The sequence below is a fragment of the Edaphocola aurantiacus genome, from assembly GCF_019797745.1.
Taxonomy (GTDB): Bacteria; Bacteroidota; Bacteroidia; order Chitinophagales; family Chitinophagaceae; genus Edaphocola; species Edaphocola aurantiacus.
On record NZ_VOSI01000001.1, the window covers coordinates 120,102 to 135,689 of the forward strand.

Consider the following 15,588-nt stretch of genomic DNA (forward strand, 5'->3'; position numbering starts at 1 on the left):
CACAAAGATTGTTTACTTTCGCAACGGACATTTATCTCTCTGAAATCCTTTATGATGCAGTCTTTCCAGCACCACGCTCAGGCTTTTGAGCAGTTTTTACAGGAGCAGCAACTCTTCTCCCGCGAACCCCGGAATTTATATGAACCTTGCAGTTATATATTATCGATTGGCGGTAAGAGAATCAGACCATCGGTATGCCTTATGGCCGCTGCCTTATACAAAGGCATTACACCAGATGTATATTGGGGTGCTGCAGCCATAGAGCTGTTTCATAATTTCACCCTCATACATGATGATATTATGGATAATGCCCCGCTGCGTCGTGGCAAGACTACCGTTCATGAGTTATACAGCACCACTACAGCTATCCTATCCGGCGATGTGATGAACATTATGGCATTCCAGTGCCTGGAAAGGGTAAAACCAGCGTTAATACCCGTTTTGCTGGGCATTTTTAACCGTACAGCAATAGAGGTATGTGAGGGGCAGCAACTGGATATGGATTTTGAACAGCAGGACAATGTTACTGAAGAGGCTTATATCCACATGATTGCGCAGAAGACGGCTGTATTACTGGCCTGCAGTATGCAGATCGGCGCACTGATAGCCGGTGCGACTGAAGAAGATGCAGCCCGCCTGTACACCTTCGGAAAGAACCTGGGTATTGCCTTCCAGCTACAGGACGACTACCTGGATACTTTTGGTGATGGCGATAAAGTAGGCAAACAAATAGGCGGAGATATACAGGCCAATAAAAAAACCTTCCTGGCGATTACCGCTATGCTACAGGCAAGCGATACGCAGAAAACAGCCATAAATATACTGGCACATGGGCATGGTCCTGCTAAAGTGCAGGATACCATTCAGTTGTACAATACCTTGAGTGTAGGATCTATCTGCAAACAAGCGATAGACGCTTATACGCAAAAGGCATTACAGGCGCTGAACGAAGTGCAGGTACCGGATGAAAAGAAAGCACCGTTCCGCGAACTGGTACAATTCCTCATCAACAGAGATTACTAATGTGCCCGTCATTTCGAGCGAGCGCAGCGGTGCCGAGAAATCTCTGATCGCTGCAAGAGGAGATGTCTCCACGCTGGTCGACATGACGATCATTAAAATATTGCGACAAATACGACAATGGGCTTATAAAATATATAAGCCCATTTCTTTTAAGTCTTTTATCGTAGGGCCTTCCAGTAAAGGCATAATATCGGTATGGTGGTTTTGCATGAAATGGTCTTGCAGTGCACCTACGGTCATGGCCTGGTTACTTACATGACAGCGCTCCAGCAATTCCTGAATCAGCTTACCCTCAGCAGGGGTTACATTTAGCTCCAGGGCACTGCGCTTTTGCTGGAAGACCAGCTGTGCACGGGTCACAATCTTACCTTTATGTTTCTGATGATTTACCTCCAGTTGCGGCGGCTTACCCGTCCATACAATCTTAGTGCTCGGGCGTAATGGCGGCTCCGGTGCTTCGGCCAGACTGCGTTCTATATAATCCGGAGCAATGGTTGGTCTTTTCACCCGGAAGTCAAACCAGTCCTGCAGTGGGAAGTCGAAACAGATACCATGCATGTAATTATACAGCGCCTTTTTCAGGCCACCAGCATAACGGCTATGATCTGCTCCCGTTTCATCTATATGCGGCAGGTCATTATTGGCAAATGCCCCTACTCCCTCCAGCACATTTTTCACTTTAAAGAGCTCAGGATTCATACCCACCGGGCTGTGTGCCGTCATGGCAAACTGGTGCCAGAAACCCGATTGTACCACATTCAGTTCAAATAACTGGCGTACCACCTCCAGGCTATCGATCGTCTCCTGCTCGGTCTGTGTAGGGAAGCCGTACATCAGGTAGGCATGTACCATAATGCCCGCTTCGGTAAAGCTATCGGCCACCTTAGCCACCTGGGCTACGGTTACCCCTTTCTTGATTAGTTGTAACAATCGGTCAGAGGCGACTTCCAGCCCGCCCGATACCGCTATACAGCCCGAGGCCGCCAACAGGCGACACAAATCAGGGGTAAAGCTTTTTTCGAAACGGATATTGGTCCACCAGGTAATGGTCAGCTTACGGCGCAGGATCTCCAGTGCAACCTCCCGCATGAGCGCAGGCGGTGCTGCCTCATCGACAAAGTGGAAGCCATGCTGTCCCGTCTCGCTGATCAGCTGCTCCATACGATCGACCAGCACTACAGCCGTAGTAGCTTCGTAATTTTTAATATAATCGAGCGAGATGTCGCAGAAGGTACATTTGCCCCAATAGCAGCCATGTGCAAGGGTCAGCTTGTTCCAGCGGCCATCGCTCCAGAGGCGGTGCATCGGATTGGCCACCTCTATAACGGACAGATAGCGATCCAGTGGCAGGTCTCCGTAATCGGGTGTACCCACATCGGCCTGCTTATAATCTCCGGCTATGGTGCCGTTGTAGTATTGTACCACACCCTCCTCATCCAAAGCAAAGGTGCGCTTGAGGAAGTGTATGTCCCGCTTGCCCTCCAGCATCTCGATCAGGTGCAACACGGTCGCCTCGCCATCGTCGAGGGTTACGTAGTCCAGAAACTCGAATACCCGGGCATCACTCAGGCTGCGCAGCTCGGTATTGGCATAACCGCCACCGAGGCATATTTTGATCTCGGGATGATGTTGTTTGATATATTGTCCGCAGCGCAGACCACTGTATAGGTTTCCGGGAAATGGTGCCGAAAGACCCATCAAGGTAGGCTTGTACAGCGCCAGTTGCTCCTCCAGTATGCGCAGCAGAATGCGATCGGTAAAGGTAGGGGGTGCCTTTAAGGCATTATACAGATCATCAAAAGAGCGTGCACTGCTGGCCAGTCGCTCGGCATACCGGCTGAACCCGAACAGCGGATCGACGGTGGCAATGATGAGGTCTGAAATATCTTCTAAATATAAAGTAGCCAGGTGTCGTGCTTTGTCGCGGATACCCAGTGTACCAAAGGCCCACTCCAGGTCGGCCACCTGCTCAAACCTTCCGGCCTCGGGCAGGTAATTGCCGGTACAGATGGCATAAGACAGTGTAGGGTTACGGTCCTGCAGAAAGGCTATGACCGGGTCTATCGTGTGCAGATAATCCTCTTTCAGGGTCATGATGCGGGCAATATTGCCATCCAACACATAACCGCCGGCCTCGATCTCGGTAAACAAGGATTCCAGCCCCTTTGCAGAAAACAACTCGTTGATCACCAGTATACCCAGATCGGCCTGGTGCGACTCAATGTCTTTGGTATTCAGAAAACCTTTGAGGTAAGCAGTAGCCGGGTATGGGGTATTGAGCTGTGTAAACGGAGGGGTGACCAGGAAAACGGATTGTTGCACGGGACGCATCATATTATTATTCAACAATATGCAAAGATATGCCTTTTTGCTGAGGCATACACGAGGGGCGGCTGTTGTACTTCTAGGCACACGCGATGGCGCGTGCGCTAGCGGGAGCCAAAACATAAATCTATCTACCCTTTAGATAAATGAATCCACACCAAACCTGAATCGACGCGCAAAAAAACTAAATGATATTTAGCTTTTGGGTGGCCGGGAGTACCTTTTTATGGAATGCACGCAGCTTTTTAAGAAATGAAATTAAGCAAAAAGCTGCGGGAATGGAGCTTTTTACCCCTCGCGCACAGCTTTTATATACCCTCTATTGTGCTTTGGGGTCGCTTCATTGTGCTTTTGACTAAATTGAATTGAGCTTTTTATCGCGTTCATTAAGGTTTGGGGTAGCCGGGGGTACCTCTGTGGTGGGGTCATGAGGTATGCGAGGACACGCGCTTGGGAGCGCGCGCCAGCATCGAAGGGTACTTTATGCACAACATTATCACTTCGAGTGCCTCAGCGAACGGGTTACGTCCCTTCGTGATGTCGATCGTATGGAGACATCTCCTCTCTTATTATGAATTGAGATTTCTCGACTACACTTCGTTGCGCTCGAAATGACGAGTACGATCGCTTCGTCATATCGACTGTAGCGTAGCGGAATGGAGATATCTCATGATTGAAGGAAAGATTGATGAGATTTCTCGACTACACTTCGTTGCGCTCGAAATGACGGGTACGATCGCTTCGTCATATCGACTGTAGCGTAGCGGAATGGAGATATCTCCTTTTATAATTAAGAATGGAGATTTCTCGGCTACACTTCGTTACGCTCGAAATGACGGAAAGAATGTACTCCAGGCGAGGGTTGGCCAACAATAGACGAAACAAAAAGCCCTTCCTGCTGAGGAAGGGCCTTGTATATAGTTATAGGATTGAATGCTTAGAACTTGTAGGTAACGCTCACAAAGTAGTTGGCACCATAGCCATAGAAGTACTTGGCCGGGAAGCGCTCTACATTCTGTGTAGCGGCATCGAAACGCAACTGCTCAAAACCTCCGGTACGGATGTTCTTATTGTTCAGCAGGTTATTAACCCCAACATTGATGTACAGGAACATATCGTTGCTGGCCGATCTGATGTATTTCTTCAGTTTCAGGGAGGTACCACAGAACAGGTCTATGGTGTAATATGCCGGCAGCTTCTCCTGACCCAGGATATCGTTCCACTGTGGTGTACCTCTGGGTATAAACTCTACTGCATCGGAAGTGAGGCGCGCAGGGTTTACGTCGATATAGTTGCGGTCAAAGAAGTTGAAGTTTACATTGGCCCACCAGTATTTAGGTGAGCTGTAGTTCAGCCCCAGTGTGTAGGCCGATTGCGGGCCCGATGCAACATAATAATCTTTCAGGTAGATGGTCTGCGTAGCTACTTTGGTAGAGGTATCATTGTCCAGGAATACGCTGGCCGTAGGACGGCTGGTATAGAAGGCTTGTGTCCAGCTGGCTACTGCGGTGGCAGACAGGCTCGGGCTGATCTTGGCTTTGAGGGCAAACTCTCCACCCAGGTTACGCATATTTACGCCTTGCAATACATAGTTTACAAACGTACGATAGTCTTCGTGGTAGAAACGTTTGATGTCGGTGATGTCTTTCATCTCGGTTACAAACCCGCTCAGGCGACCATTCAGGAATGGTGAGCGCAGTAAATATCCACCTTCTAATGAAGTGATCTTTTCTACAACCGGGTTGTCTACAGCTTTGTTACGGGTACGCGGCGATACGAAGGTATTGTCAAATGTTGGAGCATTGGTCATGACAGCACCGTTTACGTACAGGTAGTTACGACCATCCAGTTTGTAGGTCAGTCCGCCCTTTACGGCATAGGTGAGGAAGTCGAAACGCTCTGACTGGCCTTCGGAATCTCCGGCAAACAGTCCATTTTTAAATATACCATTTCTACGGAAGCCTTCCATACCCAGGCGACCGGTCAGGAAGAAGTCTACTTTATTGTAGGTGAACTCGCCCTGTGCCCAAGCATAAGAGCGTACAAAGTCTGATTTGTAGTAATAACCATATTTATCGCCTTTGTACACAATACCATTAGGATTGTTGAGGTCATTCTGGTTGTAATCGTTGTTACCGATATAGGTACGCTCTGCAAACTGGTTCAGGTTTACATAATAGTCACCACCCAGCAGATCATAGGCTTTGCGGTAGCTTGCAGTCTTTTGCAGGATGCCTGCTACACCGGCAGTTACTTTTACGTGCTCTCCTACTACCTTTTGCAGTGTGGAATTGAGCATATACTTATTGATATCGTCTCTGTCCTCACCGATCAGGTATACCGAACGCTTGCCGGTAACGCCATTTACGGTACGTACATTCATACGGTTGGCACCATACAGTCGATCCCAGTTGACCTGCATACGACTTGGATCTGCCAGCAGGTAATCGCGCTGTGCATTGGCCATAGCCTCGTCTGCGCCTCTCGGATCGTACAGGTAATAGCTAGGCAGGTTGCGGTAGTAATCAGGACGAGGGTCCATAGCATTGTACCAGTCCAGGGCAGTATTGCCATTATAACCGGTCTGGAAGCCCAGTGAGGTATTCCATTGGGTATTATTGTCCGGGTTATACTTGTAAGTCAGTATAGCAGCGGGTTGGTTGGAATTATTGGCGCGGGCATTTTTCTTCTCTCCATTTACATAACCCCAGTTAGGATTATAGAAGTTGCTGCCGGCCAGATCCATAGCCTCCTGCGTAGCAGGCATAGCCTTGCCACGGCTGGTTGGTGCGCCGAACGCGGTCAGGTGAATAGAGTTGGCATTATTGATTTTCTTGCTCACGGCCAGATAGGCTGAGTACCCATCGTAGAATGTACCCGGAATATAGCCTTCATCGCTCCATCTTCTGGAAGCAGATACGGAATAAGCCCAGCCCTTTTCATTAAGGCCAGAGCTGTGGGTAATCATAACACGGTTACGGTAAGTACGGTTAGAGGCTGCGTAAGAGATGCGGGTCTGCTTGCGCTGATCGGCAGCAGTGGCTTCGATCTGTGTCGCGCCGCTCAGTCCGCCGAAACCAACTTCTGAAGGAGATAGTCCGTAGGTTACAGTCTGGTTGCGGAACACATCGTTCAGTCCGCCCCACTGACCGAAGAAGGCCGAGCCGGATTCAGCATCATTCATCGGAAGACCATTCATATATACTTCCAGCTGATCTCTTTTATATCCGCGAATCTGGAAACGCTGCGGCCCAAAGGTATAAGAGGCTGCGGCCAGGTAAGGATCGCGTGATGCGGTAAGTACACCGGATACGCTCTGATCGCTGATACCGTCATCATCTCCGGAAGAGGCATTCTCTTCCAGCGAAATGGTCGGCGCCTGGTTAGCGGCTACGCTGATAGCCTGCTCATCAATCCCGAAGGCCAGTGCACCCAGGTCTACAACGTCCTGGTCCACATTGATCGTTACTGTTTCTTGTTTGTTGGCAGAAGTATTCACCACCAGCTTGTAGGTACCATGCGGCACCTGGCTGAAGGTAAAGCGCCCTTCTGCGTTGGTTATCTTCATCAGTTTCAGTTGCGGAATGGTCACTTCCACTTCGGTCAGTGGCCTGCCGTTGTCCTTGTTTTCCAGAACACCTTTTACCAGGGCAGTCTGCGCCTGCACAATAACGGAAAAAGATGAAATAACTGAGAGCAGTAAAACGTGCTTCATATAGTATAAATAACTAAAAAAATGGTTCTAAAAAGTAGCGGCAAAACTAGAATAAGTTTTGCCGCTACTGAGAGAAACTGTATAAAGTAATTGTTATTTATCTACCATTAACCATATGTTACTGCAAGGAAAATAAAGTATCTACAAATTCATATTTATTAAATACTTGTAAGTCCTCCATTCGCTCTCCTACACCGATATATTTTACCGGTATTTTGAACTGATTTGCGATGGCTAATACCACACCACCCTTGGCCGTGCCATCGAGCTTGGTAATGGCCAGTGAGGTCACTTCTGTAGCTGCTGTAAAATGCTTGGCCTGTTCCAATGCATTCTGCCCTGTACTGCCATCCAGCACCAGCATAACTTCATGCGGAGCATTTTCCATGTTTTTACCGATAGAGCGTTTGATCTTGCTCAGCTCTTCCATCAGGTGCGCTTTATTATGCAGACGACCAGCAGTATCTATAATGATTACATCTACATCGCGGGCTATACCACTGACGATAGTATCATAAGCTACAGAACTAGGATCGCTGCCCATCTCTTTCTTTACAATAGGTACCCCTACACGATCGCTCCAGATGCTCAGCTGATCTACAGCTGCGGCACGGAAGGTATCGGCAGCACCCAGCAATACAGACTTACCGTTCTTCTTGAAATTATACGCAAGCTTACCGATCGTTGTAGTCTTACCTACACCGTTTACACCTACAACCAGTATTACATAAGGTTTTTTATCCAGCGGTGTGCCGTACGTTTTGTAATCGGTACTGGATGAGTCGGTAAGGATATTGGCGATTTCTTCCTGAAGAATGTTGTTCAGTTCGCCTGTATTGATGTATTTATCTTTGGCAACGCGTGCTTCGATATTTTTGATGATGGTAACGGTCGTATCCAGGCCTACATCTGCTGTAATCAGGGCTTCTTCCAGGTTATCCAGCACTTCTTCATCTACTTCACTCTTTCCTGCAATGGCTTTGGAGATCTTGCTAAAGAAATTCTCTTTGGTCTGTTTTAGTCCTTCGTCTAATACCGCTTTTTGTTCTTCCTGATCTTTATTTCTTTTGAATAGTTTGTCAAAAAAACCCATAACAGATAATATAAAAAATTATAAGGTGTAAAATTAGTCTATTATATAAGGATACAAAATTTTATTTTTGCTGAAAATGAATGCTGTTATGGAAAACACCATCCCTATAACCTTATGGCTGGCCGGCCGCAGTTACCGCATCCGGGTAAAGCCGGAAGAGGAACAGGCGATACGCCAGGCAATGAAAGTAGCTGAACAGCGACTGGCCAAACTGCGCAACGATATCGTGGGCAAAGATGAACAGGACTTCCTGGCTATGTGCCTGATGATGTATGCTACCGACCAGGTAACCGATCACAGTGGCTTCACCCCGGTGCAACAGGATACGATACAGGACATGATGCAATCTATAGACGACTGCCTTGAAGACAAGTCCGCTCCTGCTACAGACCTTGTTTTATAAACCCGACGAACTGAGCCATGGCTTTAGCGCGATGGCTTACGGCCTTCTTCACCTCTGCGGGTAGCTGTCCGAAAGTCTGATCATACCCTTTTGGGATAAATACAGGATCGTAGCCAAAGCCTCCGCTGCCCGATGGTGCAGTAGCAATATCTCCCTCACAGATTCCTTTAAAATACGCTGGTGCTCCGCTGCCTACCAGGCAAATTGTCGTCTGGTAATAGGCATGGCGATCCGTATTGCCCTTCAGTTCCTGCAATAGCTTTTCGGTATTGCGCTCATCGCTGCGCGGCTCACCGGCATAGCGTGCACTAAACACTCCTGGTGCACCATTCAGCACCGGTACGATCAGGCCGCTGTCTTCGGAGAAGGTCATAAGGCCGGTACGCTCATATACATAGTTGGCCTTAGCCAGTGCGTTCTCTTCGAAGGTATCGTACGGCTCGGGAATCTCTTCTGTAATGCCGGTATCTCTGAGGCTGATCACTTCAAAAGCGCCCTCCAGGAGGCCGTTGATCTCTGCAATCTTATGTGCATTATTGGAGGCTAATACTAATCTGGTCATGAATCTTGGTCTTTTTATTTTCCGATATAATATGGTTTCAGTGCCTTGTTCCAGAAGTCGGCTTTCAGCTGGGCATTGCCCATAACCATGCGCAGCTCATCGGCCAGCAGGATCTGCTTATCTCCGATACCCAGCATTTTATAAGGGAATAAGGTATAATGAATATGTATACTTTTCGGATCTACATTGAACAGAAATACTTCCTTGATACTGTCTACCCCGCTGATGTTTTGCCAGGCTACCCGCTCGTCGGTAATATACAGTTGCTCCGGCGTGATTTTACAGGCCTGAAAAATCTTCGTAATCTGTTCTTTATCAGCATTTTCGTCTACAAAACGATCCAGGATTACCAGTACACGCACCCCTTCCGGTGTTGACAAACTGTTAAAATTAGGCAGGTTATGCACCAGTGTTTCGGAGGCAAAAAGTTGCTGTATCATATGGTAAAGTACGTATAGAAAGCGTTCCCGGCAAAAGTAAATTTTTATGAACAAACTGCAATACACTTCTATATTGTTCAAAAAAACGTAGATTTGCCCCGGCTTTGTAAGTCTTTGACTAGCACTAAAGCCGGGTCATAATTATATTAAATCTATTATTTAGACAATATGGACATTAAAATTTCTAAAGTAGCAGACAGTCGTGCGCATGAGCTACGCAAAGATGAACTGGTTTTTGGTAAGGAATATGCTGACCACATGCTGGTATGCGATTATAAAGATGGCCAGTGGGGCAATCCGGAAATCGTACCTTATGGTCCTTTAAGCTTAAGTCCATCAACCTCAGCTTTACATTACGGACAAGCTATTTTTGAAGGCGTAAAAGCTTATCGTCAACCAGACGGAACGGCAGCGGTTTTCCGCCCGGAAAAAAACTGGGAACGTTTAAATAAATCTGCAGCCCGCCTGGATATGCCGGAGATCCCGAAAGAAATTTTCCTGGAAGGTATGCGTCAGCTGATTGCTCTGGATAACTCATGGGTACCTAACGAAGATGGTACATCACTGTACATCCGTCCGTTTATGATGGCTACAGATGAGTTCCTGGGTGTAAGAAGCTCTCACGATTATAAATTCATGATCATCAATAGCCCTGCTGGTCCGTACTACAGCAAACCGGTACGTATCTATGTGCAGGAGAAATATGTACGCGCGGTACCTGGCGGTATCGGGTATACCAAAGCTGCTGGTAACTATGGCGCATCTATGCTGCCTACCAGCGAAATCAAGAAAATGGGTTACGATCAGATCCTGTGGACAGATGCATTTGAGCATAAATTCGTACAGGAAATCGGTACTATGAACGTGTTCTTCATCGTTGATGGTAAAGCCCTGACTCCTGATCTGAACAGCGGTACGATCCTGGCTGGTGTAACCAGAGACAGCGTTATTGCCCTGCTGAAAGAAAACGGAATTCCTGTTGAAGAGCGTCCGATCAGCATCTTAGAGCTGGTACAGGCGTATAAAGAAGGTAAATTCCAGGAAGCATTCGGTACCGGTACAGCGGCTTCTATGTCCCTGATCCAGGACCTGACTTACGAAGGCGAGACACTGACCCTGCCTCCTGCAGAGACATTCCCTATCGCTAACAAAATCAAAAAACAACTGGACGATATCCGTTACGGACGTACAGAAGATAAAAACGGATGGTTGTTTAAAGTAAACTAATCAATCGCTTTTAGCATATAGATAAAGGGCCGGATCAATGATCCGGCCCTTTATCTATTAATGAATATCCGTTTTGGTATAATTGCAAACTCCTGTTACAGGATCGGATTACAATTAATCCTTTCTCAAAATACCCTGCTCCACGCTATCATTGATCAAACCTTCGGCAAAGGACCAGATCGGCTCTGAGCCTTCTTTAATGACGCTTTTCTTCTCATATACTTTCTGATAGGGAACATCAAATTCTTTCCATGTACCGCCACTATTAGAGGTGTTCTGCAACAATGGCTCCAGCCTGTCCATTGAACGGGCAAACCTGGCTTCGATGCTGACACCGGCTTCAAACTCTTCCCAGATCGCAATCATCTCTTCGGCCTGTGCCTGTGGCAGCATACCGAAGATGCGTTTCGCGGCCAGCAGTTCCTCATCTGTATTGCTGTGATTTTTCTGCGTATCGTAGATAAAGGTATCTCCGGCATCGATCTCTACAATATCATGAATCAGCACCATTTTAACCACTTTCAGGACATCTATCGGCTCATTGGCATGCTCAGCCAGTACGATGGCCATTAAGGCCAGGTGCCAGCTGTGCTCGGCATCATTTTCATTTCTGTCGCTGTTGAATAATTTTGTCTTGCGCTGAATGTACTTGACCTTATCAATTTCTTTAATAAAGTCAATTTGCTGCAGCAGTTTTTCGGGTATCATATTATACATTATATATTGATTACATATTTGTTTCCCGACCTTCGATCCTACCGCAGCATACATTGTGCTTATGAGCTGGCTACCGTCTGTACTATATCCAGGTCAAACTCCCGGGCAGCTACCAGTATGTGATCGAAAATATCGGATTGCAGGTTTTCGAAATCGCTCCAGATCCCCAGCTTGGTAAAACAGTAGATCTCCAGGGGCATACCATTGGGCGAAATCTCCATCTGGCGCACCATGATCGGCTGTTGTTCATCAATCTGCGGATGGCGTTTCAGGTAATTGTATACATACATCCTGAAGGTGCCGATATTGGTCAGTTGCTTACCATTGATCAGGTATTCATCTGCAGCCTCACCGGTATTGATCTCTTCCAGGCGATGTATTTCCATTTCTTTGGTCAGGAAATAGTCTTTCAGCATATCGATCCTTTGCAGGCGCTGATAGGCTTCCAAGTCAATAAACTTAAATGATTTGATACTAAAAAATATGGAGCGTTTAATCCTCCTGGAGTTCTTATCGATCAGCACCTGTGCATTGCGCACTTCTGTGGAGATCAGGTCGTAGGTAGGAATAGAAGATATGGTATTATCAAAATTCTTGATCTTGGTTGTCAGCAGGTTGATCTCTATCACATTTCCCTCCAGCTTATATTTGGTTACATTGATCCAGTCTCCTACTTTGAAGAGTCTTGATGTCGCCACATGGATACCGGAAATAAACCCCAGAATTGTGTCCCGGAAAATAAGCAGTACTACAGCAGTCATGGCACCCAGTCCGGCAAAAATACTACCGGGAGAGATGCGCAGGAATATAGACAGGGAAATAATGACGTAGGCTATGATGCCGATAATGCGCATGGACTGTGCCACGGCTTTGATACCGGTTGCATTATAGTTCAGCTGATTGCCATCGGCATAATCCTCTACCGCTTTGATAAGTCTGTGTAGTATGACGGCAACTACGGTGATGATAAGCCAGTTAAATATGGCATCTATATAGGGCAGGAATCGCTTGCTCCGGTAAAACACATCTTCAATAATCCAGTAGCAGAACAGCATGGGAATGAAATTGAGAAAGGAGCGGAACACGTGCCGGTTGTAACAGGCAATATAAAACGGCCTCTTGGATTTAAAAACGATCCAGCGGATGATTGGTATGAAGACCCGTTTCAGGACAAAAGACAGTACCAGGAATAGCAGTATCAGCGCGATTATTTTATACGCCAATACTGACACTTCCCGCAGTTGTAAAGGAAATTCTTCCCTGATATAGCGGTCAATTATATTGATATATTCTTTCAGCATAAAATCATCCGTTTTAGTAACCTGTAAGTGTACCGGGCAACACCGCTATTCTGTTGCACCCGCTTACCGGCTGCATTACTTATCGTCTTTATCCTTAGCCAGCTGCTCTTTACACAGCTTCACATATTTAGCTGCCTGCTTGCTGTTAGGCATATCAGGCTTTTTAGCCACTGCCTGGAAATAAGGCAATGCCGAGGCATATTGTTTCTTTTTATACAAGTCCATACCCTTCTTAAAGTCTGCTTCTGCCTGTGTGATCGCTTTCTCTTCTGCAGCCGCTTTTTTATTGGCAGCATCTTTGGCGCGCTCCTCAGGTGTTTTAGCAGAAGGGCGTACTTTTTCTTTAGCTACGGTCTTTTCGGTTGCAACAGGTTTCACTGCTGTGGCTACAGGTTTTGTAGTTGTTGTACTGCTGCTGGTCGTACGCATATCAGCTTCTTTCACCACTTCTGCAGCTTTAGCCCTGGTTTCAGCAGGAGTCGTTTTCGCTAATACAGGTGTCGCATTTGTCTTAGCCTTACTTTCTGCAGGAGCGGCTGTTTTTGCCGCGGCCACTGCAGGGCTCGGAGCTGCTTCTCTGGACATCGCTATAGATGCCGGTGCAGCTGCTGCAGGCACATCGGCCGCAGCCACCATGGCTGCATCACTGTCAGCAGCAACATTACTGACCCTGGTACTGCTATGGCTGGCGATAACCGGAGCGGCCTGTCCCTGCATGCCATATTTGGCATTCATTGCAGAGTCATCCTGGCGGCTTACCGGAGGGCTTACCCCTTCATCCAGTGCGCCGGCCGATTCGTTTGCTTTTGCCAGCATAGCGGCTTTCTCCGCTTTATGATTGTTAAATTGATTCAGTCCCCAGATACCCAGACCAACGACTGCAGCTACAGCCAGTCCTACTTTCCAGTTCATACCGCGTTTACGTTCAGGTGCATCAAATGCAACTGTTTTACGTTGTGTCGGATGTACCGGTCCTTCTGTCACCGTTTTGGATACCGGTGGCACGATGACTTCTTTTTTAGGCACAACCTTTTCTACCAATGGCTCGGGAGTAGCCTCCACCGCAGGTAACTGAAGGGTGTCTACCTCGCTGAGCAACTGGTTGGCGTTGGATGTCTTTAAGAAACCTTCTATAGCATCGTTACAGAAAGGGCACTCATTAAGGTGCATTTCTACAACATACTGCTCTTCCGGAAATAATTTTTTATAGATATAATCATTAATCTGCCTCCTGGTCAGGCAGGCACTGTTATCTATCGCTTTTATCAATCTGGCTCTACTGTTCATGATGCAATGCTGTTTTTATGTTGACCAAAACAAAGTTTCAGATTACGTCTGCCGTTTTGCAGGTAGCTTTTCACCTGTTTGTCATCCATCTGATTGTGTGCAGCAATTTCTGCGTAGGTCTTCTGGTGCAGGTAAAACAGCTCTATACAGGCTTTTTGTGCTTCCTGTAATTTGCTCAGGCAGGATTCGAGAATCCGTAATACTTGTTCCTGTTCCATCTTATGATGCGAAAGGTCTTCATATTCCACAAAGTCAAATGTATTTTCTGTATCTACGGGAGTAGTCGGTTGCTGCTTACGCAGTTCCATCAGGCAATGGTTCTTTACAACGGTATATAACCAGGGTTTAAAACTCTTGATTTTATACTGTGCCGCATCGGTCCATATTTTGATAAAAACAACCTGCACCGCATCTTTGGCAGCATCGGCAGAAAGGTATTTCATACCCACACCCAAAGCCAGGTGTGCATAACGCTTATGCAGGGTGGCCAGTGCCTCCTGATCCCGCTTATGAGCAACCCTGTACAAGAGTTCCTCGTCCAATAGGTTTCGATAGATTGTATGCGACAAAGGAAAAAGGTTTTGAATCGTAAAAATAATGTTTTTCTATGTTTTTGCCTGTAAAAACCGGCAATATGTTCTTTAAAATAATTTTAGACTTAAATTAACCACTGCAACAGGCTTATTGCCTACATTTGCAACAATATCTGCTCACCAGGATAAACAATTACATCATGCCATTAGACGCTTTAATAGAACCTACCATACCTGTACTGAAACCTTCCGATACTGTCGATGATGCGTTACGTATGATTGCAGAGACACACCTGGAACAATTACCTCTGGTAAACGGTAAGAACTACCTGGGCATGGTTAAGGAATCGATACTGCTGGACTGGGAAAATCCGGATGATGAATTGTCGGTGTTTGAAGGCAGGCTGAACCGTCTGTTCTGTCATGTACAGCTGCACCCTTTTGAGGCGGTAAAAATGGCAATACAAAACAAGGTTCCGGTAGTACCGGTACTCAACCAGGAGCAGGAATACCTGGGTTCAATCTCCCGTGATGCGTTGTTTTATTATCTTGGAGAGAATGGCAGCCTGAATGAGCCTGGCGGCATCATTGTACTGGAAATGAAACTGGGCGATTACAGCCTGGGACAGATTGCCCGTATCTGCGAAGGAGAAAATGTAATTATCCTCAACAGCAGGGTCTATACCAATACGCAAACCGGTATGCTGGAAGTGACACTGAAAACGAATAAACAGGAGTTACAAACTGTTGTTGCTGCATTTGAGCGCTTTGAGTATACCGTAAAAGAAGTTTATGGTGACCTGCCGGCTTATGATGATCTGGCACAGCGCTATAAATTGCTGATGACTTATATCAATATGTAATTAAATAAAAAACATGTTATAAAAGTGTTGGGGGGGGGGGGGGGGGGGGGGGGGGGGGGGTGTGGAATAGTAAAAAAGAAACAACAAACCGCCACGACA

At 46.8% G+C, this 15,588-nt stretch carries 13 protein-coding genes; 4 read left to right on the forward strand and 9 right to left on the reverse strand.

The window, feature by feature from the left end; translation table 11 throughout:
• Window positions 1-51 precede the first annotated feature (51 nt).
• A complete protein-coding gene (locus FTD44_RS00505) occupies window positions 52-1,023 on the forward strand; it encodes a polyprenyl synthetase family protein (RefSeq protein WP_246625302.1) in 972 nt (323 codons plus the stop codon).
• Between the two features lie 123 nt (window positions 1,024-1,146).
• Here the strand turns inward: FTD44_RS00505 and FTD44_RS00510 are convergent, their stop codons facing one another.
• The 3 genes from FTD44_RS00510 to ftsY all read right to left on the reverse strand — a co-directional run bounded on the left by FTD44_RS00510 (window position 1,147) and on the right by ftsY (window position 8,156).
• Window positions 1,147-3,357: a B12-binding domain-containing radical SAM protein gene (locus FTD44_RS00510; RefSeq protein ID WP_246625303.1), complete on the reverse strand. Its 2,211-nt coding sequence runs from the start codon at window positions 3,355-3,357 to the stop codon at window positions 1,147-1,149.
• Window positions 3,358-4,285: 928 nt separating this feature from the next.
• A complete protein-coding gene (locus FTD44_RS00515; RefSeq protein WP_222164672.1) occupies window positions 4,286-7,063 on the reverse strand; it encodes a carboxypeptidase-like regulatory domain-containing protein in 2,778 nt (925 codons plus the stop codon).
• A 118-nt stretch (window positions 7,064-7,181) separates the two neighbouring features.
• Entirely contained in the window at window positions 7,182-8,156 is a 975-nt protein-coding gene (gene ftsY, locus FTD44_RS00520; protein WP_222164673.1) for a signal recognition particle-docking protein FtsY, read from the reverse strand.
• Between the two features lie 88 nt (window positions 8,157-8,244).
• Here ftsY and FTD44_RS00525 point away from each other — a divergent pair, with 88 nt between their 5' ends.
• Entirely contained in the window at window positions 8,245-8,559 is a 315-nt protein-coding gene (locus FTD44_RS00525; protein ID WP_222164674.1) for a cell division protein ZapA, read from the forward strand.
• Here the strand turns inward: FTD44_RS00525 and rdgB are convergent.
• Window positions 8,540-9,121 (reverse strand): RdgB/HAM1 family non-canonical purine NTP pyrophosphatase, encoded by a 582-nt coding sequence (rdgB, locus tag FTD44_RS00530; RefSeq protein WP_222164675.1) that lies wholly within the window; start codon window positions 9,119-9,121, stop codon window positions 8,540-8,542. The genes FTD44_RS00525 and rdgB overlap by 20 nt on opposite strands.
• A gap of 14 nt (window positions 9,122-9,135) precedes the next feature.
• The gene (locus FTD44_RS00535; RefSeq protein ID WP_222164676.1) at window positions 9,136-9,561 is read right to left on the reverse strand and encodes a hypothetical protein; all 426 of its coding nucleotides are present in this window, start codon (window positions 9,559-9,561) and stop codon (window positions 9,136-9,138) included.
• 168 nt (window positions 9,562-9,729) lie between these two features.
• On the opposite strand from FTD44_RS00535, the gene FTD44_RS00540 reads away from it, so the two are divergent.
• Complete coding sequence (locus FTD44_RS00540; RefSeq protein WP_222164677.1) at window positions 9,730-10,788, forward strand: branched-chain amino acid aminotransferase; 1,059 nt, start codon at window positions 9,730-9,732, stop codon at window positions 10,786-10,788.
• A gap of 114 nt (window positions 10,789-10,902) precedes the next feature.
• Here the strand turns inward: FTD44_RS00540 and FTD44_RS00545 are convergent, their stop codons facing one another.
• The 4 genes from FTD44_RS00545 to FTD44_RS00560 form a co-directional block, all read right to left on the reverse strand.
• Window positions 10,903-11,496, reverse strand: a complete 594-nt coding sequence (locus FTD44_RS00545) for an HD domain-containing protein (protein WP_222164678.1) — start codon at window positions 11,494-11,496, stop codon at window positions 10,903-10,905.
• Between the two features lie 68 nt (window positions 11,497-11,564).
• Window positions 11,565-12,806: a mechanosensitive ion channel family protein gene (locus FTD44_RS00550; RefSeq protein ID WP_222164679.1), complete on the reverse strand. Its 1,242-nt coding sequence runs from the start codon at window positions 12,804-12,806 to the stop codon at window positions 11,565-11,567.
• 75 nt (window positions 12,807-12,881) lie between these two features.
• Window positions 12,882-14,093 (reverse strand): hypothetical protein, encoded by a 1,212-nt coding sequence (locus FTD44_RS00555; RefSeq protein ID WP_222164680.1) that lies wholly within the window; start codon window positions 14,091-14,093, stop codon window positions 12,882-12,884.
• Window positions 14,090-14,662: an RNA polymerase sigma factor gene (locus tag FTD44_RS00560; protein ID WP_222164681.1), complete on the reverse strand. Its 573-nt coding sequence runs from the start codon at window positions 14,660-14,662 to the stop codon at window positions 14,090-14,092. The genes FTD44_RS00555 and FTD44_RS00560 overlap by 4 nt, the downstream gene beginning before the upstream one ends.
• Window positions 14,663-14,826: 164 nt before the next feature.
• Here FTD44_RS00560 and FTD44_RS00565 point away from each other — a divergent pair, with 164 nt between their 5' ends.
• Complete coding sequence (locus tag FTD44_RS00565; protein ID WP_222164682.1) at window positions 14,827-15,489, forward strand: CBS domain-containing protein; 663 nt, start codon at window positions 14,827-14,829, stop codon at window positions 15,487-15,489.
• Window positions 15,490-15,588 lie beyond the last annotated feature (99 nt).

Excerpts from the sequence above, each read along its gene's own strand:
- FTD44_RS00515 (WP_222164672.1), bottom strand. The coding sequence starts at position 7,063 with ATGAAGCACGTTTTACTGCTCTCAGTTATTTCATCTTTTTCCGTTATT.
- FTD44_RS00510 (WP_246625303.1), bottom strand. The coding sequence starts at position 3,357 with ATGATGCGTCCCGTGCAACAATCCGTTTTCCTGGTCACCCCTCCGTTT.
- FTD44_RS00525 (WP_222164674.1), top strand. The coding sequence starts at position 8,245 with ATGGAAAACACCATCCCTATAACCTTATGGCTGGCCGGCCGCAGTTAC.
- FTD44_RS00535 (WP_222164676.1), bottom strand. The coding sequence starts at position 9,561 with ATGATACAGCAACTTTTTGCCTCCGAAACACTGGTGCATAACCTGCCT.
- FTD44_RS00540 (WP_222164677.1), top strand. The coding sequence starts at position 9,730 with ATGGACATTAAAATTTCTAAAGTAGCAGACAGTCGTGCGCATGAGCTA.
- FTD44_RS00550 (WP_222164679.1), bottom strand. The coding sequence starts at position 12,806 with ATGCTGAAAGAATATATCAATATAATTGACCGCTATATCAGGGAAGAA.
- FTD44_RS00545 (WP_222164678.1), bottom strand. The coding sequence starts at position 11,496 with ATGATACCCGAAAAACTGCTGCAGCAAATTGACTTTATTAAAGAAATT.
- ftsY (WP_222164673.1), bottom strand. The coding sequence starts at position 8,156 with ATGGGTTTTTTTGACAAACTATTCAAAAGAAATAAAGATCAGGAAGAA.
- FTD44_RS00565 (WP_222164682.1), top strand. The coding sequence starts at position 14,827 with ATGCCATTAGACGCTTTAATAGAACCTACCATACCTGTACTGAAACCT.
- rdgB (WP_222164675.1), bottom strand. The coding sequence starts at position 9,121 with ATGACCAGATTAGTATTAGCCTCCAATAATGCACATAAGATTGCAGAG.
- FTD44_RS00555 (WP_222164680.1), bottom strand. The coding sequence starts at position 14,093 with ATGAACAGTAGAGCCAGATTGATAAAAGCGATAGATAACAGTGCCTGC.
- FTD44_RS00505 (WP_246625302.1), top strand. The coding sequence starts at position 52 with ATGATGCAGTCTTTCCAGCACCACGCTCAGGCTTTTGAGCAGTTTTTA.